The organism is Arenibaculum pallidiluteum (genome assembly GCF_017355985.1).
Lineage (GTDB): Bacteria > Pseudomonadota > Alphaproteobacteria > Azospirillales > Azospirillaceae > Arenibaculum > Arenibaculum pallidiluteum.
Map to the genome: position 1 here is coordinate 89885 of NZ_JAFIQU010000003.1, position 25724 is coordinate 115608.

The 25724-nt window shown below is 69.3% G+C and carries 25 protein-coding genes and 1 pseudogene; 15 read left to right on the forward strand and 11 right to left on the reverse strand.

Features of this window, described 5'->3' with window-relative positions; translation table 11 throughout:
* The first annotated feature begins 1 nt into the window (after window position 1).
* From clpA to JUB13_RS07600, 4 genes and pseudogenes are all read left to right on the forward strand, one after another.
* On the forward strand, window positions 2-2302 hold the full coding sequence (clpA, locus tag JUB13_RS07585) for an ATP-dependent Clp protease ATP-binding subunit ClpA (RefSeq protein ID WP_207478202.1): 2301 nt from the start codon (window positions 2-4) through the stop codon (window positions 2300-2302).
* 217 nt (window positions 2303-2519) lie between these two features.
* A complete protein-coding gene (locus tag JUB13_RS07590) occupies window positions 2520-3035 on the forward strand; it encodes a hypothetical protein (protein ID WP_328702888.1) in 516 nt (171 codons plus the stop codon).
* Window positions 3032-4141 (forward strand): annotated as a pseudogene (locus JUB13_RS07595) (CaiB/BaiF CoA transferase family protein). Before JUB13_RS07590 ends, JUB13_RS07595 begins: the two are co-directional and overlap by 4 nt.
* A gap of 12 nt (window positions 4142-4153) precedes the next feature.
* Window positions 4154-4624, forward strand: a complete 471-nt coding sequence (locus JUB13_RS07600; RefSeq protein WP_207478204.1) for a nucleoside deaminase — start codon at window positions 4154-4156, stop codon at window positions 4622-4624.
* Here JUB13_RS07600 and JUB13_RS07605 read toward each other — a convergent pair.
* Complete coding sequence (locus JUB13_RS07605; RefSeq protein WP_207478205.1) at window positions 4621-5523, reverse strand: LysR family transcriptional regulator; 903 nt, start codon at window positions 5521-5523, stop codon at window positions 4621-4623. The two genes, JUB13_RS07600 and JUB13_RS07605, sit on opposite strands and share 4 nt — an antisense overlap.
* A 103-nt stretch (window positions 5524-5626) precedes the next feature.
* On the opposite strand from JUB13_RS07605, the gene JUB13_RS07610 reads away from it, so the two are divergent.
* On the forward strand, window positions 5627-6439 hold the full coding sequence (locus JUB13_RS07610; protein WP_207478206.1) for an NAD(P)H-dependent oxidoreductase: 813 nt from the start codon (window positions 5627-5629) through the stop codon (window positions 6437-6439).
* A gap of 34 nt (window positions 6440-6473) precedes the next feature.
* Here JUB13_RS07610 and JUB13_RS07615 read toward each other — a convergent pair whose 3' ends face one another.
* The 4 genes from JUB13_RS07615 to JUB13_RS07630 form a co-directional block, all read right to left on the reverse strand.
* Window positions 6474-7631: a GNAT family N-acetyltransferase gene (locus JUB13_RS07615; RefSeq protein ID WP_207478207.1), complete on the reverse strand. Its 1158-nt coding sequence runs from the start codon at window positions 7629-7631 to the stop codon at window positions 6474-6476.
* A gap of 27 nt (window positions 7632-7658) precedes the next feature.
* The gene (locus JUB13_RS07620; RefSeq protein ID WP_207478208.1) at window positions 7659-8126 is read right to left on the reverse strand and encodes a RidA family protein; all 468 of its coding nucleotides are present in this window, start codon (window positions 8124-8126) and stop codon (window positions 7659-7661) included.
* A gap of 85 nt (window positions 8127-8211) precedes the next feature.
* The gene (locus tag JUB13_RS07625) at window positions 8212-8457 is read right to left on the reverse strand and encodes a hypothetical protein (RefSeq protein ID WP_207478209.1); all 246 of its coding nucleotides are present in this window, start codon (window positions 8455-8457) and stop codon (window positions 8212-8214) included.
* A 1-nt stretch (window position 8458) separates the two neighbouring features.
* Window positions 8459-8677 carry a hypothetical protein gene (locus JUB13_RS07630; RefSeq protein ID WP_207478210.1) on the reverse strand — a complete coding sequence of 73 codons (219 nt, stop codon included), beginning with the start codon at window positions 8675-8677 and terminating at the stop codon, window positions 8459-8461.
* 172 nt (window positions 8678-8849) lie between these two features.
* Between JUB13_RS07630 and JUB13_RS07635 the strand changes: the two genes are divergently transcribed.
* Together JUB13_RS07635 and JUB13_RS07640 are read left to right on the forward strand one after the other, a co-directional pair.
* A complete protein-coding gene (locus JUB13_RS07635; protein WP_207478211.1) occupies window positions 8850-9008 on the forward strand; it encodes a hypothetical protein in 159 nt (52 codons plus the stop codon).
* Window positions 9009-9019: 11 nt separating this feature from the next.
* Window positions 9020-9499, forward strand: coding sequence for a hypothetical protein (locus JUB13_RS07640; protein ID WP_207478212.1), 480 nt, complete (start codon window positions 9020-9022; stop codon window positions 9497-9499).
* 18 nt (window positions 9500-9517) lie between these two features.
* On the opposite strand, the gene JUB13_RS07645 is transcribed toward JUB13_RS07640, so the two are convergent.
* On the reverse strand, window positions 9518-10690 hold the full coding sequence (locus JUB13_RS07645; RefSeq protein ID WP_207478213.1) for a D-alanyl-D-alanine carboxypeptidase: 1173 nt from the start codon (window positions 10688-10690) through the stop codon (window positions 9518-9520).
* A gap of 93 nt (window positions 10691-10783) precedes the next feature.
* Entirely contained in the window at window positions 10784-12754 is a 1971-nt protein-coding gene (locus JUB13_RS07650; protein ID WP_207478214.1) for an AsmA family protein, read from the reverse strand.
* A 641-nt stretch (window positions 12755-13395) separates the two neighbouring features.
* Here JUB13_RS07650 and rnk point away from each other — a divergent pair.
* Window positions 13396-13836: a nucleoside diphosphate kinase regulator gene (rnk, locus tag JUB13_RS07655; protein WP_207478215.1), complete on the forward strand. Its 441-nt coding sequence runs from the start codon at window positions 13396-13398 to the stop codon at window positions 13834-13836.
* 125 nt (window positions 13837-13961) lie between these two features.
* On the opposite strand, the gene JUB13_RS07660 is transcribed toward rnk, so the two are convergent.
* The gene (locus tag JUB13_RS07660; protein ID WP_207478216.1) at window positions 13962-17669 is read right to left on the reverse strand and encodes a vitamin B12-dependent ribonucleotide reductase; all 3708 of its coding nucleotides are present in this window, start codon (window positions 17667-17669) and stop codon (window positions 13962-13964) included.
* 435 nt (window positions 17670-18104) lie between these two features.
* Here JUB13_RS07660 and JUB13_RS07665 point away from each other — a divergent pair, with 435 nt between their 5' ends.
* Genes JUB13_RS07665 through JUB13_RS07675 form a run of 3 tightly spaced genes read left to right on the forward strand, consistent with a single transcriptional unit; the run spans window position 18105 to window position 19457 of the window.
* Entirely contained in the window at window positions 18105-18494 is a 390-nt protein-coding gene (locus tag JUB13_RS07665) for an NADH:ubiquinone oxidoreductase subunit NDUFA12 (protein WP_207478217.1), read from the forward strand.
* Window positions 18495-18507: 13 nt separating this feature from the next.
* Window positions 18508-19089: an outer membrane lipid asymmetry maintenance protein MlaD gene (gene mlaD, locus JUB13_RS07670; RefSeq protein ID WP_207478218.1), complete on the forward strand. Its 582-nt coding sequence runs from the start codon at window positions 18508-18510 to the stop codon at window positions 19087-19089.
* Window positions 19089-19457: a DUF2155 domain-containing protein gene (locus tag JUB13_RS07675; RefSeq protein ID WP_207478219.1), complete on the forward strand. Its 369-nt coding sequence runs from the start codon at window positions 19089-19091 to the stop codon at window positions 19455-19457. The genes mlaD and JUB13_RS07675 overlap by 1 nt, the downstream gene beginning before the upstream one ends.
* Window positions 19458-19472: 15 nt before the next feature.
* Here the strand turns inward: JUB13_RS07675 and aat are convergent, their stop codons facing one another.
* A complete protein-coding gene (gene aat / locus JUB13_RS07680) occupies window positions 19473-20117 on the reverse strand; it encodes a leucyl/phenylalanyl-tRNA--protein transferase (RefSeq protein ID WP_207478220.1) in 645 nt (214 codons plus the stop codon).
* A 132-nt stretch (window positions 20118-20249) separates the two neighbouring features.
* On the opposite strand from aat, the gene JUB13_RS07685 reads away from it, so the two are divergent.
* Genes JUB13_RS07685 through JUB13_RS07700 form a run of 4 tightly spaced genes read left to right on the forward strand, consistent with a single transcriptional unit; the run spans window position 20250 to window position 23863 of the window.
* Complete coding sequence (locus JUB13_RS07685) at window positions 20250-20927, forward strand: TIGR04283 family arsenosugar biosynthesis glycosyltransferase (protein ID WP_236024813.1); 678 nt, start codon at window positions 20250-20252, stop codon at window positions 20925-20927.
* A 7-nt stretch (window positions 20928-20934) separates the two neighbouring features.
* The gene (locus JUB13_RS07690; RefSeq protein WP_207478222.1) at window positions 20935-21552 is read left to right on the forward strand and encodes a TIGR04282 family arsenosugar biosynthesis glycosyltransferase; all 618 of its coding nucleotides are present in this window, start codon (window positions 20935-20937) and stop codon (window positions 21550-21552) included.
* Between the two features lie 32 nt (window positions 21553-21584).
* Window positions 21585-22655, forward strand: a complete 1071-nt coding sequence (locus JUB13_RS07695) for a phosphotransferase family protein (RefSeq protein WP_207478223.1) — start codon at window positions 21585-21587, stop codon at window positions 22653-22655.
* A gap of 17 nt (window positions 22656-22672) precedes the next feature.
* Window positions 22673-23863: an ABC transporter substrate-binding protein gene (locus JUB13_RS07700; protein WP_207478224.1), complete on the forward strand. Its 1191-nt coding sequence runs from the start codon at window positions 22673-22675 to the stop codon at window positions 23861-23863.
* Between the two features lie 47 nt (window positions 23864-23910).
* On the opposite strand, the gene accC is transcribed toward JUB13_RS07700, so the two are convergent.
* The gene (gene accC, locus JUB13_RS07705) at window positions 23911-25254 is read right to left on the reverse strand and encodes an acetyl-CoA carboxylase biotin carboxylase subunit (RefSeq protein WP_207478225.1); all 1344 of its coding nucleotides are present in this window, start codon (window positions 25252-25254) and stop codon (window positions 23911-23913) included.
* A gap of 13 nt (window positions 25255-25267) precedes the next feature.
* Complete coding sequence (accB, locus tag JUB13_RS07710; protein ID WP_207478226.1) at window positions 25268-25723, reverse strand: acetyl-CoA carboxylase biotin carboxyl carrier protein; 456 nt, start codon at window positions 25721-25723, stop codon at window positions 25268-25270.
* Between the last annotated feature and the right edge of the window lies 1 nt (window position 25724).

A 25724-nucleotide genomic window follows, 5' to 3' on the forward strand; every position in this document is an offset into this window, starting at 1 on the left:
TATGCTCTCGCGTAACCTCGAGCAATCACTGCACCGAGCCCTTGCGTACGCCAACGAGCGCCGACACGAATACGCCACCCTCGAGCATCTGCTGCTTGCCCTTACGGAAGATCAGGACGCGGTGGCCGTCCTCCGGGCTTGCGGAGTCGATCTCGACAAGCTGAGGTCGGAGCTGAGTGAGTACCTCGACAACGAGCTCGCCAACCTCGTGACGAACCGCGGGGAGGACGCGAAGCCCACGGCAGGCTTCCAGCGTGTGCTGCAGCGCGCCGCCATCCATGTCCAGTCGTCTGGCCGCGAGGAGGTGACTGGAGCCAATGTGCTGGTAGCGTTGTTCTCTGAGCGTGAGAGCCACGCGGTCTATTTCCTGCAGGAGCAGGAGATGACCCGGTTTGACGCGGTGAACTACATCTCCCACGGAATCGCGAAGGCCCCCGGTCGTACCGAGACGCGGCGGGTTTCCGGTGCCGACGAGGACGCAGCGGCGGAGAAGGTCGTGAAGAAGGGTACCGAAGCGCTCGAGGCGTACTGCGTCAACCTGAACAAGAAGGCGGCCTCGGGCAAGATCGACCCGCTGATCGGCCGGGAGCAGGAGGTCGAGCGAACGATCCAGATCCTGTGCCGCCGCTCGAAGAACAACCCGCTCTATGTGGGCGACCCGGGCGTGGGTAAGACCGCGATCGCCGAGGGCCTGGCGCGGCGCATCGTGAACGGCGAGGTGCCCGACGTCCTGGAGACCGCGATCATCTATTCGCTGGACATGGGCGCCCTGCTGGCCGGCACGCGTTATCGCGGCGACTTCGAGGAGCGGCTCAAGGCCGTCCTCTCCGAGCTCGAGGCCCAGGACAACGCGGTTCTGTTCATCGACGAGATCCACACGGTGATCGGCGCCGGCGCCACCTCGGGCGGGGCCATGGACGCCTCGAACCTGCTGAAGCCGGCGCTCGCCAGCGGCGCGCTGCGCTGCATCGGCTCCACGACCTACAAGGAATACCGGAACTACTTCGAGAAGGACCGGGCGCTCGTCCGCCGTTTCCAGAAGATCGACGTGAACGAGCCCTCGATCGAGGACGCCATCAAGATCCTCCAGGGCATCAAGCCCTACTACGAGAAGTACCACCGGGTTCGCTACACCAATGAGGCGATCCGCTCGGCGGTGGAGCTGTCGGCGCGCTACATCGGCGACCGCAAGCTGCCGGACAAGGCGATCGACATCATCGACGAGGTCGGCGCGGCCCAGATGCTTCTTCCCGAGAGCCGTCGCAAGAAGACGATCTCGGTCAAGGACGTCGAGGGCGTGGTCGCCAAGATCGCCCGCATCCCCCCGAAGTCCGTCAGCCGCGACGACAAGCAGGTCCTGATGAACCTGGAGCGCGACCTGCGCACCATGGTCTTCGGTCAGGACAAGGCGATCGATGCGCTGTCCTCGGCGATCAAGCTGGCCCGCGCCGGGCTGCGCGACCCCGAGAAGCCGATCGGCAACTACCTGTTCTCCGGGCCGACCGGCGTCGGCAAGACCGAGGTCGCGCGGCAGCTGGCCCGCACGCTCGGCATCGAGCTGATCCGCTTCGACATGTCGGAATACATGGAGCGGCATACGGTCAGCCGGCTGATCGGTGCGCCTCCGGGCTATGTCGGCTTCGACCAGGGCGGGCTCCTGACCGACGCCGTCGACCAGCATCCGCACTGCGTGATGCTGCTCGACGAGATCGAAAAGGCCCATCCTGACCTCTACAACATCCTCCTGCAGGTCATGGATCACGGGAAGCTGACCGACCACAACGGCAAGACGGTCGACTTCCGGAACGTGATCCTGATCATGACCACCAACGCGGGCGCCGCCGACCTCGCCAAGCCGGCCATCGGCTTCGAGCGCGAGAAGCGGATCGGCGAGGACATGGAGGCGATCAACAAGCTGTTCACGCCGGAATTCCGGAATCGGCTGGACGCGATCATCCCCTTCCAGGCCCTCACGAAGGACATCATCTCGCAGGTCGTCGACAAGTTCGTGATGCAGCTCGAGGCCCAGCTGGCCGACCGTGGCGTCACCATCGAGCTGTCCGACAAGGCCCGCGAGTGGCTGGGCGACAAGGGCTACGACCCGCTCTACGGCGCCCGTCCGCTGGCCCGCGTGATCCAGGAGAACATCAAGAAGCCGCTGGCCGAGGAGCTTCTCTTCGGCAAGCTCGCCAAGGGCGGCCTCGTCCGCGTGACGGTCGAGGACGACAAGCTGAGCTTCGAGTACCCGAACCCGCCGAAGTCCGAGGAGGACGAGGAGAAGGTGCCCGAAATGGTCGAATGACGGCCGCGCCGGCCGCCCGTCCCGGATGGGGCGCGGCGGCCGGCCTTCCGCAGACCTGTTACGGGGCCCGCCCGCGCGCAGCGCCGGCGGGCCTTCTTTTTGCCTGCCGGCTGCTCGGGCGGAGCCGCGGCCCGCCGGTTACGGGCGGCGCTCGGCCCCGTGGCGGGGCCTGTCCGCCCATGCTATAGCGATGCCCGGTCGGCGCGGGAGCGAAACGGTGCGAAGGACCTATTCCCGAAGCGAGGCGGTCGGGCTTCTCCAGGCCCTGGAACGCCAGCTGCGCGAGGCGGCGCAGCTCTCCGCTGTCGCGCAGAAGGAGGCGGCCCGCCAGAGCTTCATCGCGTACCAGCAGTTCCGGGACAAGGTCGGCGAGTTCAAGGCGCTCTGCATCCTGGTGGAGAGCCGGATCCGCAACCTGGCCGAGGGCCGCAAGGACGATCTCCAGGCCGAGTACGAGCGGCTCGACACTCTGATGCTCGCGCTCCTGGTGAAGGCGAGCATGAAGTTCTTCTTCGTGCTTTCCGCCAACACGGTGCTGCCGCTGGGTGCGCGGGAGATCTTCATCTCGGAGCTGCGCAGCCTCTACGACGCCCACGAGAAGCTCCGCAATCCCAACCTGCAGGAACGGCTGGACGCCAATATCAGGAACGATCTCGAGACCGCCGAGGCAATTCTCGAGGAGATCATCGACAAGGCGCCGTCGCTTCTGCAGTTCAGCGGGACCCCGGCGTGACGCGCCGGCTGCTGGCGGGGGTTCGCGTCCTCGACCTCAGCCAGTATGTGCCCGGGCCGCTGGCGACCCAGATCCTGGCCGATCTCGGCGCGGAGGTCGTGAAGGTTGAGCCGCCCTCGGGCGATCCCATGCGCGTCCTCGGCCCCGTCGACGCCGATGGCATGACGCCCTGGTACAAGCTGCTGAACGCCGGCAAGACCGTGGTGCGCATCGACCTCTAGGACCCCGAAGGGGCCGGGCTGCTGGCGGGGCTGCTGACGCAGGCCGACGTCCTGCTCGAAAGCTACCGCCCGGGAACGCTCGACAGGCTCGGCTTTCCGCTGGAGCGGCTGCGTGCCATCAACGCGCGCCTCATCGTGGCCTCGCTCTCGGGCTGGGGGCAGGATGGACCCTTCCGGCTGCGGGCCGGGCACGACATCACCTACATGGCGGTGGGCGGCGGCCTGTCGGGGTCCGGTCCCGCCGGGGCTCCGGCCATGGCATTTCCCCCGGTAGCCGATCATGCCGCGGCGGTCCAGGCCGCCTGCGCGGTTGCGGCAGCCCTCTTCGCGCGCGAGCGGGACGGGCAGGGGGCCCATCTGGACCTCAGCCTGATGGAGACTGTGCTGGGCTGGCAGGCGGCGTCGCTGACGGCAGCTGCGCGCGGAAGAGTGCCCGCGGTGCGGGAGCAGGGCCTGCTCGACGGCGGCACGGCCTGCTACCGGCTGTACCGGGCGGCGGATGGCGGCTTCCTCGCCGTGGGCGCGCTGGAGCCTAAGTTCTGGGCGGCCTTCTGCGAGGCCATGGGGCGGCCCGACTGGGCCGCCCGGCAGGACGAGCCGCTGCCGCAGACCGGCCTGGCGGACGAGGTCGCCGCCGCCGTCGCCTCCCGACCCCTTTCCCACTGGGCGGAGCTGTTCCGCGGGATCGACTGCTGCGTCGAGCCGGTCCTCGACGCCGCCATGGTCCCTGAACATCCGCAAGTCGCGGCGCGTGGCCAGGTCCGGCGAAGCGGCGATCTGGTCGAGGTGCTGTTCGGACTACGGCTGGATGGCGCGCCCCAGCCGCCACGGACCCCGTTGCGCGAGGCCGCGGCAGCGGTGATCCTGGACGCCTGGAGCCGTTGACGGGGTCGAGGCATGGACGAGGAAGGCTTCCTGCGCCGCGCGATCGCGCTGAGCCGGGAGAAGATGCTGGCGGGCGAGGGCGGGCCCTTCGGGGCCGTCGTGGTCAAGGACGGCGTGATCGTCGGCGAGGGCTGGAACCGCGTCACCTCGGGCAAGGACCCGACGGCCCATGCCGAGATCGAGGCCATCCGGGCGGCCGCGCGCAAGCTCGGCGACCATGTGCTGAAGGGCTGCGTCCTCTACACGAGCTGCGAGCCCTGTCCCATGTGCCTTGCGGCCGCCTACTGGGCGCGTCTGGACCGCTTCGTCTACGCCAACGGCCATGCCGACGCCGCGGCCATCGGCTTCGACGACAGCTTCCTCTACGGAGAGATCGCGAAGCCCATCGACGCCCGCACCATGCCGTCCAGGCGACTGCTGGCGGACGAGGCGCGCGCCGTCTTCGACGAGTGGGCGGCGAAGCAGGACCGGATCCACTACTAAGCGGGGTGGGCAAAGAGCTGCACCAGCCGGCTGCGCAGCCATTTCTGGGCAGGGTGGTCCGCAGTGCGGTCGTGCCAGACCATTGCGATGCTGAAGCCGGGCACGGGAACCGGCGGCTCGAAGATCTGCAGCCGGTCGGCACGCTCGTGCGCGATGCGCGAGGGCACCAGCGCCACCATGTCGCAGCGGGCGACGAGCTCCGGAACGATCAGAAAGCCCGGCGCCGACAACGCGACGCGCCGCGTGCGTCCGTGCGCCGCGAGCGCCGCGTCGGCCGGGCCGGCGAAGCCACCACCACGCGGCGAGACGATCACATGGTCCAGGGAGCAGAACGTGTCGAGGTCCAGCCCGTTCAGGACGGCCGGATGGTTCCTGCGCGTGATCGCCACGTACCGCTCCTCGAAGAGGCCGCGCATGCGCAGCCGGTCGGGCGCGGTCTGTGGCGTCATCACGGCGAGGTCGACCTCACCCCGCTCCATCTGTGAAAGGAGTGCGGTCGCCTCGAGGGTGCGGAAGGCCAGCCTCAGCCCGGGAGCCTCGCGCGCGAGCGCGAAGGCGAGCGGCATCAAGGCTGAGTATTGCCCATAGTCGCTGGCGGCGATCGAAACGGTGATCTCCGCGGCGGATGGGTCGAACCGCGATCCCGATAGAACGACGCCACGGACTTCCTCCAGGGCAAGGCGCAGCGGCTCCTGCAGTTCCATCGCGCGCTGCGTCGGGATCATCCCGCGCTGTGCCGGAAGGAGCAGCGGGTCCCCGAACAGGTCGCGCAATCGGGCGAGCTGAGCGGACAGCGCCGGCTGGCTCAGGTTCAGCCGCCGGGCCGCGCGCGTGACGTTCCTCTCCGCGAGGAGCGCGTCGAGGGCGACAAGCAGGTTGAGGTCGATGCTCCTATCCATCGGGTGGATAGCAGCACGCCGGTGTCCCGATTTCAAGAATGGCAGGGGAACCCTCTAGGGTGGTGGCGCATCCGGCAATTCGTTCATGTCCATGGAGAGAGCTTTGAACGTCTTCCTTGTCCATGCCCACCCGGAGCCGAAGTCCTTGAATGGCTCGCTAAAGGATCTTGCGGTCGACACCCTGAGCGGACTCGGGCATGAGGTGCAGGTGTCCGACCTTTACACCATGCGCTGGAAGGCGGTGGCGGACGCCGGCGACTTCGCCGACCCCGGGAACTCGGAGCGCCTGGTCTACTGGCGCGAGTCCAAGCGCGCCTATCTCGGCGGCTCCCAGAGCGAGGATGTCGCGGCGGAGCAGAAGAAGCTGCTATGGGCCGATGCGGTGATCCTGCAGTTCCCGATGTGGTGGTTCTCTGTGCCCGCAATCCTCAAGGGATGGTTCGAACGCGTGTTTGCGTACGGCTTTGCCTATGGGGTTGGCCAGCACGGCGGCGAGCGCTGGGGCGACCGTTACGGCGAGGGCACGCTGCTGGGACGGCGCGCGCTCGTATCGGTGACGATTGGCGGCCGGGCGCCGCACTACTCCCCGCGAGGCGTCAACGGCATGCTGGACGACCTGCTCTTCCCGATCCAGCACGGCACCCTCTACTATCCCGGCATGGCCGTCCTCGAGCCCTTCGTCATCTATCAGGCGGATCGTCTCTCCCTCGATGACTGGGCCGGGATCGCCGAGCGCTACCGGGCCCGCCTGCACAGCCTGTTCACGGACGCGCCGATCCCCTACCGGCGGCAGAACGGCGGGCACTACGACAGCCAGCAGGTTCTAAAGGATGGGCTGGGGCTCGGCGCGGCGGGGACCGGCATCCACCTTCTGCGGCCCGGAGACCCGCCGGAAGCGCCGCTCGCGCAGCCCTGAGCGGCCCTTCCTGCCGCCGCGTCCGCGGCGACCTTCATCCTTCCTTGCGAAAGGGGCTCTCCTCCATCATCGCCGCGATCTGGAGGTCGACGGAGGGGCGCTCGCGGCGGAGGAAATCGTCCACCGCGTCACGCAGGCCGGGATCGGCGATCCAGTGGGCGCTGTAGGTGCGCACCGGCAGGTAGCCGCGTGCGATCTTGTGCTCGCCCTGGGCTCCGGCCTCGACGCGGGCAAGGCCGTGCGCGATGGCGAAGTCTATGGCGCGGTAGTAGCAGGCCTCGAAATGCAGGTTCGGGTACTCGCCTGCGGCGCCCCAGTTGCGGCCGTACAGCGCGTCCGCGCCGCGCAGGTTCAGCGCCCCGGCGACGGGCCGCCCGTCGTCCTCGGCCACCACCAGGACGACGCGGTCCCCGAGCCGCTCGCCCAGCATGTGGAAGAAGTCGCGGGTCAGGTAGGCCCAGCCCCACTTGCGGTCCACCGTCCCCTCGTAGAAGCGGTGAAAGGCGTCCCAGTGCCGCGCCGTGATCTCGCCCCCGGTCAGCGTGCGCAGCGTCAGCCCGCTCGCCGCCACGGATTCCCGCTCCTTTCGGATCGCCTTGCGCTTGCGCGAGCTCAGAGCGGCCAGGAAGTCTTCGAAGCTGCCGTATCCCTCGTTGCGCCAGTGGAACTGGTATCCGAGGCGCAGCAGCCAGCCGGCCTCGCCGAAGGCCTCCCATTCTGACGCAATCGGGAAGGTCGCATGGACCGAGGAGACGCCCAGCCGCTCGGCGACCTGCTCCAGGCCGCCGATCAGCAGGCGCGCGGCTCCGTCCGGTGCGTCCGGACGGACCAGCAGCCGCGGTCCGGTCACAGGCGTGAAGGGGACCGCCACCTGGAGCTTGGGGTAGTAGCGGCCGCCCGCGCGCTCATAGGCATTCGCCCAGGCATGGTCGAAGACGTACTCGCCATAGGAATGGCTCTTCACATAGGCCGGGACGCCGCCGATCAGCCGACCGGAGGCGTCGCGCAGGGCCAGGTGACGGGGCAGCCATCCCGTCTTCGGACCGGTCGAGCGGCTGTCCTCCAGCGCCAGCAGGAAGGCGTGGCTCAGGAACGGGTTGTCTGTACCGGCACAGGCGTCCCATTCGGCCGGATCGACCCGGCCGATGCCATCCAGGACCGACAGTTCCAGGGATTCCGAGGTGTCAGGCATCCCAGCAAACTGGGGTGCGATGCAGCATCAGGCAACCTCGAAGACGGCGTCGACCTCGACCGGCACGTCGAAGGGCAGGGCGGGCGCGCCGACCGCGAAGCGCGCATGGCGCCCGGCATCGCCGAGCACGTCGAGCATCAGCTGCGAGGCGCCGTTGACGACCTTGGGATGGTCGTAGAAATCCGGCCCCGAGGCCACGAAGCCGCCGAGCTTCACGCAGCGGCGGACCGCATCCAGGCTGCCGCCGCAGGCCGCATGCACCTGCGCGAGAAGGTTCAGCGCGCAGAGCCGGGCGGCCTCCTGAGCCTGCTCGACCGTCACGGTGGCCCCGACCTTGCCCTTGAACCGGATCTCGCCGTTCCAGACCGGAAGCTGGCCGGATACGTAGACCAGGTTGCCGGTGCGTATGGTGGGCACATAGGCGGCCGCGGGAGCTGCGGGCTGCGGCAGCTCGATCCCGAGCTGGGCAAGCCGGCTCTCGATGGACTGGGTCATGGATCCTCGCATCCGGTTGCGGTCGAACGAACCGAGGCTAGCCATATCGCCGCGCCGGATCCAGCCACCTTGCAGCCGACGTCCCTCAGACCCCCTCGCCGAGGGAGTCGGTCGCCGCGTCGATCACGCGCGGGCGTACCCGGATGCGCTCGGCGACGGAATCCGCAGGGTGCTCGACGGCGTCCAGCTCCAGCGTGACGGTGACGATTCCGCCCGACGCCTCGATGGCGTCCGTCTGGCGTGAGCCGCCGAAGCGGCTGCCGAGATCGGATGCGATCTCGCGCTCCAGCGCCTCGTCGCGCGGGGCGGTATAGGCATAGACGACACGCATGTCAGGACACCAGCGCCAGGGTTGGGTCGACGGGCGGCGGCTCGGCATCGGTCAGCAACGCCTCGACGGCGTCCAGGTCGCCCATGACCACCACAGCGTGGTCCTCGTGCCCCAGGCAGATCCTTGTGCGCCCGTCCCCGGCGGTGCGCAGCAGCGTGACGGCTGCGGGGTTCAGGCGGACCTCGCGTCCGCTCTCATCCCGGATGGCGACGAAGTTCATTGGCACCTCGAAAGACGTTTCCCCGAGGTAAACACCGGGAAGGCGCAGGTGGTCACGAATTCACCAGCTGTTCCCGGATCTGCGGGCATGACGGATTCGGGCCCGCCGCCCCGTAACGGGCGTTCCCGGATCCTGTTGGAGCTTCGCTTTCCTACGATCGAAGGAGTGAGAGATGGGCAGGGACAGCTCCAGGCAGGCTCCGCGCGATGCCCCGAAGGGACGGCGCAACCCCGACGCGGAACCCTGGTACCGGCGATCCGGCCGGGACCAGCAGCCCACGGAGGACCAGGCCAACCAGGCGCCGGACACGGCGAAGTCGAACGAGGTCTGATGGAGACGGGGATGATCAGGAACTTCTGGACCGCCGCAGCGGTGGTGGCCGCCTGCGCGGCGCTGGCCGGCGGGTCGGCCGCGGCCCAATCGGGCAAGCAGCCGCCGTCCTGCGGCGCCATCAACTTCCGGCCGCTCGAGAATCCCAGCGGCGACGGCGACCAGCAGGCAGGGCTGTACCGCTCGCGCTTCGCCCGGATCCAGGTGATGGCCGAGGTCGCCGGCGGGCAGGTGAGGAACTATCACATGCTGCTGAACGGGCAGCGGGCCGGGAAGGCCGGCGGCCCGGTTCCGAGCGGCGCCGAGGCGTGCCTGAGGTCGAAGAACGTGAAGGTGCCGGTCGAGACGGCGGCGGCCGGGCAATGCGCAGGAAGCCGGTTCCGGGTGGTGACGGACCGTTCCGTCCAGCCAGCCTCCGCGATGCTCTTCGCCCTTCAGGGGGACGTCTGGAAGCTATGTGAGACCGCCCCGCTGGGGAGCGGGGCGGGCTGAGGCCTCAGGACATCCTGGTCAGTTCTTGAGCACCATGCAGTCCTGGCCCTTCCGCTCGAGCGCCTTGCAGGCGGCAGCGGCATCGTCCTGATCGAGGCCGGTGTAGCGGGCCAGGTACTTGCCGTTGGACTTGACGACCGCCGGCTTCGCGCCGCCCAGCAGCGTCGCCGTCAGGTTGCGCCTGACGGTGGCGAGATTCACCTGCGCCTGCTTGTTGGAGCCGAAGGCACCGACCTGGATCGTCCAGGTCGCGGCGGTCTTCCTGGCCTTCTTGGAGACCGGGGCGGGCAGTACCCGCGAGGCGACGGTGTCGCCCTGGGCCAGGCGCGGCGGGGCGGCCGGCTCAGGCAGCGCGGCGACGCGCGTCGTGCTTCGGACCAGCCGCTCGACGCCGAAGGCATCGTCCAGCAGGGCGGCCATGCGGTCGTCCCGCGACCGGGCCGAGCTTCCGCCCAGGACGACGCCGATCAGCCGCCGCCCGTCCCGGCGCGCCGAAGCCGCCAGGTTGAAGCCCGACGCGTTGACGAAGCCTGTCTTGATCCCGTCCATGCCCTCGTAGCGCGACATGAGCCGGTTGTGCGAGCGGATCTGCTGCCCGTCATAGACGAACTGCGCGCGGCCGAAATACTGGTACCGCCGCGGGTGGTTCTTGATCAGCGCCTGGGACAGAGTGGCCATGTCGCGGGCGGTGGTGATCTGGCCGCTGTTCGGCAGGCCCGAGGCGTTGCGGAAGGTCGTGGAGCTCATGCCGAGCTCGCGGGCCTTCTGGGTCATGCGCTCTGCGAAGCTGCTCTCGGAGCCGGCCAGAGCCTCGGCCAGCACGACCGCCACGTCGTTCGCGGACCGCGTCACGAGGCCCATGATCGCGTCCTCGACCATGATGCGCCCGCCGGGCTTCAGGCCCAGCTTCGAAGGCGACTGGTTGGACGCATGCACCGAGACCGTCAGGAACTGGTCGATCCGGAGATCGCCCCGGTCCAGCGCCTCGAAGGTCAGGTACAGCGTCATCATCTTCGTGAGCGAAGCGGGCTGCGTCCGGACGTCTGCGTTCTCGGAATGCAGCACCTCGCCCGTGCCGGCATCGATGACGATCTCGGCCTCGGGCGGACGCGCCGCGGCAGGGCCGGAAATCAGCAGGGCGGCTCCGAGAGCCATGGCGAGGAAGTGTCCGGCCTTCAAGGTCGAGATCATGATCTGCAGCGCATCGCATCATGGGTGGGCGATGGCGCGCAGGCTACAGTTCAGATGGTTAAGGTAAGTTTGACCGAAGGTGGATTTCCGGAGTTAGTCCGCTTTTCTCCCGGCCTCCCGGAGAAGGGCGCCGCAGGGGCTGTCCTCGCCCAGTCCGAGCTCCACCAACGGTAGCAGCGCGCCCAGCGGGCCGAGCAACACGCCGAGGCCCAGAACCGCCGCCCCGCGGGCGATCAGGCCCTCCGAGCCGACCTTCACGGCGGGCTCGATGAACGTCCCCCCGATGCCCACCCGGGTGCGCGCAGAAAGGGGGCTCGGGTCCTTGGGATGGGCCAGCATGTCGATGTCAAGGGTCTCCCGGCCAAGGTTAATTTTCGCAGTGCCCGTGACATTCGTATCGGTTGTATCGAACACAAGCGCTTCGGACACGGCATAGCCCTCGGTCACGCGCAGGTCGGCGACCATGCAGCGCACGGGCACGGGCTCGTCGCGGCTGAGCAGGAAGCCGAGTGCCTCGGCCGCATCGATGCCCACCGCCTCGACCATCAGCGCGCTGACCTTACCGTTGCCCATGGCCATCGTGACGCGGCCGTCCGCCCCGGCGGCCATGCGGCGCAAGTTGTCGCCCTGGGTCGCGAGCTGCACACGGCCGCCGATGCTGCCGCCCATCTCCTTCTCGAAACGGGTCCCCTGGAACAGCGAGGCGAGCTGGATCCGGCTGATGTTCAGGTCGAAGTCGGTGGAAGGCACGTCGCCGCTGCCGTCCAGCGTCACGTTGCCCTGCAGCTTCCCCCCGGCGATCTCGACGGACAGCGGATCGAGCCGCAGCTTGCCGCGCTCCAGGTTCACGGTGGCATCCAGGCCGCGCACGGGGAAGCCCGGCGTCTCGATGCTCTCGCCGCGCAGGCGCATCCGCACGTCCACGGCGTTCAGCGTCTTGAGGTTGACAGGCGAGTTCGGGATGAGGCGCCCCTCCGCCTCCTGCCGGCGGCGCGCCTCGCGCTGCTCGGGCGAGGCGGTCTCTCCGGGGCCCGTGCCCGGCGTGCCGCCGATGAACCCCGCGAGGTCGTCGAGATCGAGCCGCTTCGAGACCAGATCGCCGGTGACGAGGGGGCGCTCCCCGCTGAGGTCCATGTGAACGGATCCGGCGATGTCGCTGTCGCCAACGCGGCCCTGGAGGTCGTCGACGTCATACACCCTGCCGCGCCGGTTGAGCTTGCCGGACACGCGGAAGGGCGGCGTCTGGGCCGACGGAAAACCAAAGATCGGGAAGAGCTCGGCCAGGTCCTGGCCCTCGATGCGCAGCGTAAGGTCCGTGTCGGCCAGGCGCATGGGGTCGGCGACGGTGCCCGAGAGGTTCGCCGTCGTATCCCCGACCCTCAGCGTGCCATCCACCGGGAACGGGTTCTCGGCGCTCGCGAGGGCCAGCAGGGACCCGGTGGTGACGTCGAGCGCGACCTCCTTGCCGGTAAAGGTGCCGCCGCCCGCGACCTTGAGGCGGTCAGTGCCGTCGGGACCCGGCACCGTGTCGACGCTGGTGCGCACGTCCAGCTGAGTCTGGGGATCCCTGACCGCGACGTCGCCGTTCCGGATCACCAGGCGCCCGATTTCCGGCACGGTCGGCGGCGTGTCGGGCCCTGCCTGACGGTCGGTGCCGCCGTCGTCCGCGCCGTCCCCGCCGAGGTCCCAGTTGGCGGCGCCCTGGTCGTTCCGGGCAAGGCGCAGGACGGGCCGGTCGATCTCCACCTCGGGAAGCACGATGCGCCCGCCGATCAGCTTGGGAAGGTCGATCCGGACGGAGGCGGCCCCCACATCGGCCATGGGCTCGGATCCCGCCCAGTCCGCATTGGCGATGCGCAGCCCCTCGACGCGCACGACGGGCCTCCAGGGCGGCGACCAGCGGAAGTCGATGTCTTCGATCGTGACCTCGCGGCCCAGGGCGGCGCTCGCCTTCCCGGCCGCGAAATCCCGGAACCAGCGGGTCTCCAGCGCCAGGGCTGCGCCGACCACCAGCAGGACCAGGCCGCCGAGGATGATCCCTGTCCATTTGAGGGCACGCGGCATCGGGGGCGGGACTCCGGACGTGTCGGAACAATTCTCGAACATCTCGGAGGATCGGACGTTCCCGCTTGGATGTCCTTGCGCGGCCGCGACGCCGGCGGGAAGCCCCTCGGTTTGACATCCGCGGCGGGGGGGCTAAGATGATTCGCATGTCGAGCAACGCAACCTTTCGCCGTGGTCAGCATCGCGCTGGCAATCTGATCGCGGGCAGTTAGCCCCGAGCTCGACGCGCCGCCGCGCCCCGAGCCCGGGGCCCGCGGAGGCCTGGTCGTCAGGCCACCACCAAGTATCGGACGCCCGGCGTCCAACGGCGGCATCCCAAGCATCCAGCGTGAACCAGGACGGCGCGGCAGCGTCATGCCGCGGCTATCGCCCATGCGCATCCGTGCCGGCGCCTGTCGTCCAGAGGAGTTCCGTCCATGCCGACGAAGCCGAATTCGCCCGCAGACCCGAGCGGTTCCCACAGGACCGGGGAGCCTGGAGCGGAGGTCGTGCGGCTGAGGCCGCTGCGGCGGCCCACGCCGCGGGCCGTGCCCCCGGCATCCCCCTCCGACGGAGAGGACGACGGCTCCGACCCGGGGCCCTCCGCCGCCTAAGGGCACACGCACCGCATCCATCACCGATCCAACGAGAGGAGACAAACCATGCAGAACGCAGCCACGAGGCAGGTCTCGCCAGCTTCCGCGGGTGGCCAGGCGAAGCCGCGGATCCGGATCACCGCCGAGGACAACGAGCGCCTGTCGACGCTCGCCCGCGCCGCCATGGACATCATGCCCGACATCGCCTCCTGCCTGGTCGACGAGCTCGACCGGGCCCAGGTGCTGCCGGCGGGACGGATTCCCGACGACGTCGTGCGCATGGGAAGCCTGGTCCGGTTCCGCGACGAGACGACAGGCACCGTCCGCACGGCCACGCTCGTCTACCCCGACGAGGCCGACATCGAACGGGGAAGGGTCTCGGTGCTGACCCCCATCGGCACAGCGCTGATCGGCCTCGGCGTCGGCCAGTCGATCCTCTGGGAGACGCGCACTGGCGACGAGCGGCGCCTCACGGTGCTAGACGTCCAGCGAGGCGAGCCGGGCTAAGCGCGCCGGCTAGGCGTCCTGGAGATCCCAAGCCACCCGCGACGGAGCGGCCTGGGCGCAAAAGGAAAGGGGGAGGCTGTCGCCTCCCCCTTCATCAGCCTGTGGCCCTGGGGCCGATGCCGCCCTTACGAGCAGCCCGTGGTGCCGCCGCAGGTGTCGCACTTCAGGCAGGTGCCGTTGCGGACCAGCGTCAGGTTCCCGCACTCGCCGCAGGGGTCGCCCTCGTAGCCCTTGGCGCGGGCTTCGCGGATCTTGTCCATCTTGGTGGTCGGCACGTCGCCGGTGGTCACCGAGACGGCCACTGCGGCCGAGCCCGAGGCGTCGTAGGCACGGGCCGTCGCCTCGGCGCCGCCGGCGAAGGCGGTCGCCTCGGCCCCGACCGCCACCGCGGCCACCCGGCCCACGGCGCCGCCCTGCAGGACCCGCAGGTTGTTGCGGACGTAGCCCGAGCTCACCACCCGCTTCGCGGCGTCGATGGTCTGCTGCGTGATCTGCTGGGCCACCATCGGCAGCTCGGCCTGCTTCTCGCCCGAGCCCAGCGTGTCCGGCGAGAGGTCGTCGGGCGTCGCATGGGCCAGGTCGGTGCGCTGCAGGTACGAGATCGCGAGCTCGCGGAACAGGTAGTCGATGATCGAGGTCGCCATCTTGATGCTGTCGTTGCCCTGGACCATCCCCGAGGGCTCGAAGCGGGTGAAGGTGAAGGCCTCGACATACTCCTCGAGCGGCACGCCGTACTGCAGGCCCAGCGAGACCGCGATGGCGAAGTTGTTCATCAGCGAGCGGAAGGCCGCGCCCTCCTTGTGCATGTCGATGAAGATCTCGCCCAGCCGGCCGTCGTCGTACTCGCCCGTGCGCAGGTAGACCTTGTGGCCGCCGACCACGGCCTTCTGCGTGTAGCCCTTGCGGCGGTCGGGCAGCTTCTCGCGGTCGGCGCGGCGGGTGATGCGCTCGACCACCCGCTCGACGATGCGCTCGGCCACCATGGGCGCGCGGGCCGCGGCCGGCGCGTCGACGATCGCCTGGACGCCATCCTCCGCATCGGCCTCGTCCTCGAGGACCTGGGCGTTCAGCGGCTGGCTCAGCTTCGAGCCGTCGCGGTACAGCGCATTGGCCTTCAGCCCGAGGCGCCAGGACAGCAGATAGGCGTCCTTGCACTCCTCGACCGTCGCCGAGTTCGGCATGTTGATGGTCTTGGAGATCGCGCCCGAGATGAAGGGCTGGGCCGCAGCCATCATGCGGATGTGGCTCTCGGTCGAGAGATACCGCTTGCCGATCCGGCCGCAGGGGTTGGCGCAGTCGAAGACCGGCAGGTGCTCGTCCTTCAGCTCCGGCGCGCCCTCCAGGGTCATGGCGCCGCAGCAGAAGGTGTTGGCGGCCTCGATGTCGGGCTTGGTGAAGCCCAGCCAGGCCAGCAGGTCGAAGCCGAAGTCATCGAGCTGCGCGGCCGGCACGCCCAGGACGCCCGTGCAGAACTCGGTGCCCAGCGTCCACTTGTTGAAGGCGAACTTGATGTCGAAGGCGCTCTTCAGCGCGCCCTCGAGGGCCTCCAGCGCGCCGTCGGTGAAGCCCTTGGCGCGGAGCTGCTCGTGGTTGATGGCGGGCGAGCCCTTCAGCGTGCCGTGGCCGACGGCATAGCGCTCGATCGCCTCGATCTGCGCCGGCGTGTAGCCGAGCTTGCGCAGGGCCTCGGGCACCAGCCGGTTCACGATCTTGAAATAGCCGCCGCCCGCGAGCTTCTTGAACTTCACCAGGGCGAAGTCCGGCTCGATGCCGGTCGTGTCGCAGTCCATCACCAGCCCGATGGTGCCGGTGGGAGCGATCACGGTGGCCTGGGCATTGCGGTAGCCCGAGGTCTCGCCGAGCTCGAGCGCCCGGTTCCAGGCGCGCTTCGCCGCCGCGACCAGCGCCGCGTCCTGGCAGTCCGATGCCTTCAGCGGAACCGGGAGGACCGACAGCCCCTCGTAGCCGCCGGTCTCGCCATACGCGGCGCGACGGTGGTTGCGGATCACGCGCAGCATGTGCTCGCGGTTGGCGTCATAGCCGGGGAAGGGCCCGAGCTCGGCCGCCATCTCGGCCGAGGTGGCGTAGGAGACGCCGGTCATGACGGCGGTGAGCGCGGCGCAGATGGCGCGGCCCTCGTCGCTGTCATAGGGGATGCCGGCGGCCATCAGCAGCCCGCCGATATTCGCGTAGCCGAGGCCGAGCGTCCGGAACTCGTAGGAGAGCTGGGCGATCTCCCTCGACGGGAACTGCGCCATCATTACCGAGATCTCGAGCACCACCGTCCACAGGCGGCAGGCATGCTCGTAGGATTCGACGTCGAAGGAGCCGTCGGCACGGCGGAAGGTCAGCAGGTTCAGGGACGCCAAGTTGCAGGCCGTGTCGTCCAGGAACATGTATTCCGAGCACGGGTTCGAGGCGTTGATCCGCCCCGAGGCCGGGCAGGTGTGCCAGTCGTTGATGGTGGTGTCGTACTGCACGCCGGGATCGGCGCAGGCCCAGGCGGCGTAGGAGATCTTGTCCCAGAGGTCGCGCGCCTTCAGCGTCTTGTGGACCTTCCCGTCGGTGCGCCGCACGAGCTGCCAGTCGGCGTCGTCCAGCACCGCCTCGATGAAGTCGTTGGTGATCCGGACCGAATTGTTGGAGTTCTGGCCCGAGACCGTGAGATAGGCCTCCGAGTCCCAGTCGGTGTCGTAGGTTTTGAACTCGATCGAGGTGAAGCCCTGGCCGGCAAACTGGATCACGCGCTGGATGTAGTTCTCCGGGATCATGGCCTTGCGGGCGGCGATGATCGCGCGCTTGAGCTCCTTGTTCTCCTTGGGGTCCAGGCGCTTCTCTCCGAGGTCCGCGGCCTCGGTGCAGGCCTTCATGACCGCGTTCATGTGCTGCGAGGCAAGCTTCGAGCCGGCGACCAGGGCCGCGACCTTCTGCTCCTCGACGACCTTCCAGTCGATGTAGGCCTCGATGTCGGGATGGTCGAGGTCGACCGTCACCATCTTGGCGGCGCGCCGCGTGGTGCCGCCCGACTTGATGGCGCCCGCGGCGCGGTCGCCGATCTTCAGGAAGCTCATCAGCCCCGACGACTTGCCGCCGCCGGACAGCTTCTCGTTCTCGCCGCGGAGCTTGGAGAAGTTGGTGCCGGTGCCCGAGCCGTACTTGAACAGGCGCGCCTCGCGGACCCACAGGTCCATGATGCCGCCCTCGTTCACGAGGTCGTCGCCCACCGACTGGATGAAGCAGGCATGGGGCTGCGGGTGCTCGTAGGACGAGGCGGACTTCACGAGCTCGCCGGTCTGAAAGTCGACGTAGAAGTGGCCCTGCGACGGCCCGTCGATTCCATAGGCCCAGTGCAGGCCGGTGTTGAACCACTGCGGGCTGTTCGGCGCGGCCATCTGCCGGCACAGCATGTAGCGCATCTCGTCGAAGAAGGCGCGGGCGTCGGATTCGGCATCGAAATAGCCGCCCTTCCAGCCCCAGTACGTCCAGGTGCCGGCGAGCCGGTCGAAGACTTGCTTGGCCGAACGCTCGCCCGTGAAGCGCTCCTCCTTCGGGAGCTTCTTCACCCTCGCGTCGTCGGCGACTCGCCGCCACAGCCAGGAGGGGACCGAGTTCTCCTCGACCGCCTTCAGCGCAGCCGGCACGCCGGCCTTGCGGAAGTACTTCTGGGCGAGGATGTCGCAGGCGACCTGGCTCCAGTCGGCAGGAACGTCGATGTCCTTGGCCTGGAAGACGACCGAGCCGTCGGGATTGCGGATCTCGCTGGTCGCCTTGCGGAACTCAATGCCGTCATAGGCATCCCGGCCTTCGGTGGTGAATCGACGCTCGATGCGCATGTGACGCGGTCCCTCTATTCAAGACAGCGGCCATCCCTCACGCACCGGGGGACTCCGCCAGATTGGGTATGTGGCGAGGAGTGTGCCACAGGATCTTGGGTCTACAACCAGATTTATGCGGCGGTGTTCCATGACCCCACAAAATGCTGTGGGTAAGGCTGTGGAGATCGCCGCGGCTCGGTGTGCGCAACCCTGTGGATCGTTCGGGAAAGCTGCGGAAAGCGCCCTCCGGAGCCGCCCTGCGCCTCGCCTCCGGAGGTGGGATGAAGTTTCCGGGGCGCCCGCACGCCGGGGATGCCCGGAGCGGTATTCGCGGCGGCCAGGACGGGAATCGGTGGCATCCTGCACGGTCTGGACGTGCGCACGGCCAGATGCCATAGTCCCGCGCCGTCGCGACACCCGAAGAAGCGGGCCCTTTGGCCCGAAAGAGAACCCATGGCCGTCCGCAATTCTCTCTATTCGGTCCTCTCGAGCTTCCAGATCCGGTTCTTCACCTGGCGCCACGGCGAGCAGGTCGGGACCGACGAGTTCGGGAACACCTATTACAGGGAGAAGGGGGCCGCGAAGGGCCGCCGTGAGCGCCGTTGGGTGATCTATGCCGGGGAGCCCGAGGCGACCAAGGTGCCGCCCGAGTGGCACGCCTGGCTTCATCATACCCATGCCGAGCCGCTGGCCCGGAACAGCCCGTACCACCGGCCCTGGGTCAAGCCGCACAAGCCAAACGCGACCGGGACGCTCGAGGCGTACCGGCCGCAGGGCAGCGTGCTGAAGGGTGGCGAGCGTCCGCGCGGCACCGGCGATTACGAGCCCTGGACTCCGGGCTGAGCGGAAGGCTGCGATGCGCAGGAATACAATCGAGACCATTCTTGGCGCCGTCGTCCTCGTGGTGGCGGCGCTCTTCCTGGTCTTCGCCTACACCAGCGCAGACCTGCGCCGGGTCGAGGGCTACGAGGTCACCGCCAACTTCTCCACCACCGGTGGGCTGCAGGCCGGGAGCGACGTCCGGATCAGCGGCGTGAAGGTCGGAACGGTCGTCGAGCAGACGCTTGATTCGAAGAGTTTTCTCGCGGTCGTGCGCATGAGCATCGACCCCTCGATCCGTCTGCCCAAGGACACGGTCGCCGTCGTGGCGAGCGAGAGCCTTCTGGGCGGCAAGTTCATGTCGCTGGAGCCCGGCGGGGATCCTGAGACGATCGCCGATGGCGGCCGGATCGAGTTCACGCAGTCGACTCCGGGGCTGGAGCAGCTCCTGGGCCAGGTGATCTTCAGCCTTCAGAGCGCGGGAGGCGGCCAGCAGGGCCAGCAGCAGGGCCAGCAGCAGGGGCAGCAGGGTCAGGCGCCCCTGGCGCCCGCACCTGCCGGAGCGCCAGCCGCTCCCGGGGCTGCCGGCGGCTCGACCGGGGGCCTGCTGAGCCAGTGATGCGCGTCCTCGGGATCCTGGCAGCCGGCGTCGTGCTGGCAGCTTCGGCGACTGCTGGCGCCGAGCCCATGGAGAACCACCAGGTCGCCGTGCTCCAGGCGCTGGACAAGGTGACCGCCCGCGTGCGTGCGCTGGAGGTGCCGGTGGGCACGGCCGCGCGCTTCGGCGCCCTGTCGGTCGTCGTGCGCGCCTGCAAGAAGAATCCGCCCATCGAGGCGCCGGAGGCCGCCGCCTTTCTCGAGATCGACGAGGTCCGCCCGGACGAGCCACCGCAGGCGGCTTTCCGCGGATGGATGTTCGCGTCCAGCCCGGCACTCTCGGCGCTGGAGCATCCCGTCTACGACATCTGGGTCGTCGACTGCCACTGAGCGGCACGGCGCCCGTCAGTCCGCGCTGCCGGTCCAGAACTCCGCCATCACCGTTGCCCCGTCATGGGCCGTGAAGTCCGTCCTGCGCTGGATGGCCGCGGCGAGGCGCATGCGATACTCCGCGCGCGGGATCTCGATCGCCCCGAAGCCGCGCAGATGCTCGGTCACGAACTGCGTGTCCAGCAGCGTGAAGCCGTTCAGCCGCAGGCGTGCGACCAGATGCACGAGGGCGACCTTGCTGGCGTCGGTCTCGCGCGAGAACATGCTTTCGCCGAAGAAGGCACCGCCGAGGGCGACGCCGTAGAGGCCGCCGACCAGGCGCCCCGCGCGCCAGCATTCGACGGAATGGGCCGCGCCGAGGCCATGCAGGCCGACGTAGAGGCGCTCTATCTCCGGATTGATCCAGGTATTGGGGCGCTGGGCCGTCGCCTCGGCGCAGGCGCGCACCACGGCCGCGAAGTCCGAATCGATGCGAATCTCGAACCGGCCCTGCCGGACGGTCCGGCGCAGCCGGCGCGGTACGTGGAACGCCTCGAGCGGCAGGATGCCGCGCTCCTCGGGGTCGAACCAGTAGAGTTCGGGGGACTCCGCCGACTCCGCCATCGGGAAGACGCCCAAGGCGTAGGCGCGCAGAAGGATCTGCGGCGTTAGATCGATCATGCCGCTCGCTGCTTTCCGGGGCTCCACTATAGCCCGCCCGCGGGAAGGCGCCAAACGGCGCGAAGGGTGGGCGTCCGTTGCTGCCGCATCACGATTCGGCTAGGCATGGCACCCGGTGCGGAGATTCCTGTGATGCTGTCCGTGGTGATTCCGACGCTGAACGCCGCGGCAACGCTCGGCCGGACCCTTGCGGCGCTGGAGCCGGGGGTTCCGGGTTTCGCGGTCGAGGTCGTCGTGGCCGACGGCGGGTCCACGGACGGCACCGTGGCGCTTGCGGCAGCCGCGGCCGCGCGGGTCGTCGTGGCTCCGCGCGGCCGCGGCTGCCAGCTCGGCGCCGGGGCGGCGGCCGCATCGGGCGAATGGCTTCTCTTCATGCATGCCGACACCGTGCCGGAGCCTGGCTGGGCACAGGCACTCGCAAGCTTCCTGGCGGATCCCGCGAACAGGCGCCGGGCCGGCTACTTCATCCTCGGCCTCGACGATCCCGCGCACCAAGCGCGCCGAATCGAGTGGCTGGTCGAATGGCGCTGCCGGCGCCTGGCCTTGCCCTATGGGGACCAGGGGCTGGTCATGCACCGTACGCTCTACGATTCGGTGGGCGGGTTTGCACCGATTCCCCTGATGGAGGACGTGGCCATGGCGCGCAGCCTCGGCCGCCGCAGGCTCGTCCCGATCGCGGCGGTCTTCCGCAGCTCGGCCGAGCGTTACCGCAGCGGGGGCTGGATCGCACGGCCGCTGCGGAATCTAATCTGCCTCGGCCTTTACTGCGCTGGCGTTCCGGCGCGCCTGGTGCGCCGGATCTACGGATAGAGGTCGGATGGCATTGCGCAATCATCTCGTCGTGATGGCCCGGGCTCCGCGTCTTGGCACCGTGAAGACACGACTCGCGCGCGGGATCGGGCCCGCGGGCGCCCTGAACTTCCACCGCACGACCCTGGAGCGGCTGCTGCGGCGCCTGCGCCGGGATCGCCGCTGGACGCTGCGCGTCGCGCTCACCCCCGACCGCGCACGGCTGCGCGGCATGGTGCCGGTGATCCCGCAGGGGCAGGGCGATCTCGGTGTGCGCATGCGCCGGCCGATGCGGCGGCCCCCCGTCGGACTGCCGCCGGGTCCGGTGGTCGTGATCGGCTGCGACATCCCGGGCATAGGCCCGCACCATGTCGCCGAGGCGTTCCGCGCGCTCGGACGCTCTGATTACGTCTTCGGCCCCGCGACCGATGGCGGCTTCTGGCTCGTCGGCGCGCGGCGGCGCCCGGCCGAGCCCCACGACCTGTTCGCGGGAGTGCGCTGGTCCGAGGCGACGACGCTTGCCGAAACCCTCGCCCGCCTGCGCCGCGGACAGAGAGCCGCTCTCGTCGCCGTCATGGACGACGTGGACGACGAGGCGTCCTGGCGGCGCTGGCGATCACGGAAACTTGAAATGCCGTCGGGATGACGGGGGCCGCCGGAATACGGCATCAATGGGCCATGACCATCCTGGACATCGATGCCGTGGCGCGCCGGCTCGACGGGCTTCCCGGCCTCGGCGGCGTACGGCCCGTGTCGATGCCGGACACGGGGCTGGCGCATGTGCATCTGCGCCTCGAGGGGACCGGGCTTCTGCTGCGCGTTCCCAAGCAGAGCCAGATGGCATTCGGAGCCGCCGACAACCTTGCCTACCAAGCGGCGTGCTTCCGCCGCGCCGGCCCGTCGGGCCACGTCCCGGTACTCGCGGCGGTGCTGGAGCCCGGCGAGGGCCTGCCCCTCGGAGCGCTCGTGGTCGAGGCGATCTCGGGACGCCCGCCGCGGCTGCCCGACGAACTCTCGGCGATCGCCACGGCCCTGGCCGCGATCCACGCCGTGCCGGTGCCGCCGCCGGAAGCCCGACCGCCGCTGCGCGATCCCGCCGATCCCGTTGCCGACACGCTGGCCGAGGTGCGCGCGCAGGCCCGGCATCTCGCGGCGGCCGGCTTGGCGCCGGCGGCGATGAATGCCGTTGCCGAGGAGCTCTGCTGGGCCGAGTCCTTCGCCGCGCGGACAGAGCGCCCGCCCGTCACGCTGATCTCCTTCGACGCCCATCCCGGGAACTTCCTCGTCGAGCCCGCCGGGCGGGCGGTGCTGGTCGACCTGGAGAAGGCCCGGTACGGGGCTGCCGGCTTCGATCTCGCCCATGCGACGCTCTACACCTCGACGACCTGGGACGTGGCGACCGCCGCCGTGTTGGAGCCGGAGCAGGTGGCCGCGGCCTATGCGGCCTGGCTGGACGCGCTGCCGGATGCGCTCGCCGCCGCGCAGCGGCAGTGGCTGCTGCCCCTTCGCCGGATCATGTGGCTGTGGTCGGTGACCTGGTGCGCCAAGTGGCGCGTCCTCGCCGCGCGCCCGCCGCGGCGCGACGGGGCCGATGCCGAGGACTGGTCGGCGTCGCTCAGCGATCCCGCGCTGGTCGCGCATGTCGCCGAGCGTGTCGGGCACTATCTGGAGCCGGCCGTGATCTCCCGCATCCGGGACGACTGGCTGGGCCGCCACGCCCTGACCGAACTGCTTGCCCCGCAGCCCTGATTTCCGAGGAGAAGCCGATGCGCCGCCTGGTTCCGTTCCTGTTCGCCCTTGCCGTGGCGGGGCCCGTCCAGGCGGCGGGGTGGGATGAGGTCACCGCGCGGGCGCGCGGTCAGACGGTGCATTGGAACGCCTGGGCCGGCGACCCGCGGATCAACGAGTACATCGCCTGGGTGGCCGAGACGGTCGGCCAGCGCTTCGGCATCGCGCTGCGCCACGTGAAGGTCGCCGACACGGCGGAGGTGGTCTCGCGCGTGCTTGCGGAGAAGCAGGCGGGCCGCATCGAAGGCGGCTCCGTGGATCTCGTCTGGATCAACGGCGAGAACTTCGCCGCCATGAGGCAGAACGGGCTGCTCGCCGGCCCCTTCGTCGATCGGCTTCCCAACCAGGCGCTGGTCGACTGGGAGGGAAAGCCCACGACGCAGCTCGACTTCACGATCCCGGTGGACGGTTACGAGAGCCCGTGGGGCATGGCGCAGTTCGTCTTCATGGTCGACACGGACGCGACGCCTACGCCTCCGCGCTCACTGGCGGCCCTTGCCGACTGGGTCCAGTCGCATCCCGGCCGGTTCACATACCCGCAGCCGCCCGATTTCCTCGGCAGCACCTTCCTGAAGCAGGTGGCGCTGGGGACGGTTCCCGATGCCAGGCGGCTGCACCGTCCCGTCGAGGATGCCGACTTCGAAAGCGTGACCGCACCCCTCTGGGCCTACATGGACGCGCTGCATCCGCATCTCTGGCGCGGCGGGCGCGAATTCCCCGCGAGCGGTCCGGCCCTGAAGCAGCTCCTGGCGGACGGCGAGGTCGCGATGGCCCTGAGCTTCCACCCGGGCGAGGCGTCCCGCGACATCGCCTCGGGCCTGCTGCCGGAAAGCGTGCGCACCTTCGTGCTGGAGGGCGGCACCATCGGCAACACCCATTTTGTGGCGATCCCGTTCAACGCGTCCGCGCTGGACGGCGCCATGGTGGTCGCCGACTTCCTGCTCTCGCCGGAGGCTCAGGCCCGCAAGGCGGATCCCGCCCACTGGGGCGACATGACGGTGCTGGCGGTGGACAGGCTGCCGGCGGCCGACCGGGCGCGCTTCGATGCGATTCGGCAGGGGCCGGCCACCCTGTCGGAGGAGGAGCTCGGAATGCCCCTGCCAGAGCCGCATCCCACCTGGATGGAGCGGATCGAGGCCGAGTGGATGCGGCGCTACGCGGCGCGTTGAGCCCGGCCGGGGGGCGGGGGAGCCCCGGCCGGTGCCGGGGCTTCTCCTCAGCCCTTTAGGCCGAGCAGATGCTCGAGCCAGTGGATGTCGTAGCTGCCGTTGATGAAGTCCGGCTCCGAGATGATGCGCCGGTGCAGCGGCAGGCTGGTCTCGACGCCGCCGATCACGAACTCCTCCAGCGCGCGGCGCAGGCGCATCAGGCATTCGTTGCGGCTGGCGCCGTGCACGACCAGCTTGGCGATCAGGCTGTCGTAGTGCGGCGGGATGCGGTAGCCGTCGTAGAGCGCGCTGTCGACGCGCACGCCGAGCCCGCCGGGCGCATGGTAGCCGTCGATCCTGCCGGGCGAGGGCATGAAGGTGTCGGGATGCTCGGCATTGATCCGGCACTCAATGGAATGGCCCTGGAAGCGGATCGCATCCTGGCCGTACCCCAGTGGCGCGCCGGCGGCGACGCGGATCTGCTCGCGGACGAGGTCGATGCCGGTGATCATCTCGGTCACCGTGTGCTCGACCTGCAGGCGGGTGTTCATCTCGATGAAATAGAACTGCCCGTCCTCGAACAGGAACTCGATGGTGCCGACGCCGCGATAGCCGAGCTCGCGCACCACATTGGCCGCGATGCCGCCGATATGGGCGCGCTGCTCGGCGTTCAGGGCGGGCGAGGGGCCTTCCTCGACGACCTTCTGGTGCCGACGCTGGACCGAGCAGTCGCGCTCGCCGAAATGCACGGCATTGCCGTGGGTGTCGGCCAGCACCTGGATCTCGATGTGGCGCGGCTTCGCCAGGTACTTCTCCATGTAGACCTGGTCGTTGCCGAAGGCCCCGCGCGCCTCGCCGCGGGCGAGCTGGTAGGCCTCCCGCAGCTGCTCGGGGCCGAGAGCAACCTTCATGCCCTTGCCGCCGCCGCCGGCCGCCGCCTTGATCAGCACGGGGTAGCCGATGCGCTTGGCCGTCGCCAGCGCATCCTCGACGGTGTCGAGGGGGCCGTCCGACCCCGGCACGCAGGGCATGCCCAGGGACTGCACCGTGCGCTTGGCCGTGACCTTGTCGCCCATGATGCGGATGTGCTCGGGCGTCGGTCCGATGAAGGTGAAGCCGTGCTCCTCGACCATCTCGGCGAACTGGGCGTTCTCGGCCATGAAGCCGATGCCGGGATGGATCGCGTCGGCCCCGGTGATCGTCGCCGCCGACAGGATCGCGGGTATGTTCAGGTAGGAATCCCGCGCCGAGGGCGGGCCGATGCACACGGATTCGTCGGCCAGGCGGACATGCATCGCATCGGCATCGGCCGTCGAATGGACGGCAACCGTATGAATGCCCATCTCGCGGCAGGCGCGATGGATTCGGAGGGCGATTTCGCCGCGGTTCGCGATCAGGACCTTTTCGAACAACGCCTTCGTCCCGTCACTCGATGATCATGAGGACTTCGCCGAACTCGACCGGCTGTGCGTCCGAGATCAGGACCTGAGTGACAGTGCCACCCTTCGGTGCCTTGATCGGGTTCATGACCTTCATCGCCTCGATGATAATCAGGGTCTGCCCGGCCTTCACCGTGTCGCCGACCTTCACGAAGGGCGAGCCGCCGGGCTCCGCCGCCACATAGGCCGTTCCCACCATGGGCGAGGTCACTGCGCCCGGATGTCCGGCCAGCGAGACCGGGACCGATGCGGCCGGCGCGGGGGCCGCGGCGGGCGGGGGCGGCGCATGCATGGGCGCGGCCGCGACGAGCGTCTGTCCGCCGCCACGGGTGACGCGGATCCGCTTCTCGCCCTCGGCGAACTCGATCTCCGTCAGCCCGGTCTCCTCGAGGAGACCCGCGAGCTTGCGGACGAGGTCCCCGTCGATGTCGAAATTCGCCATT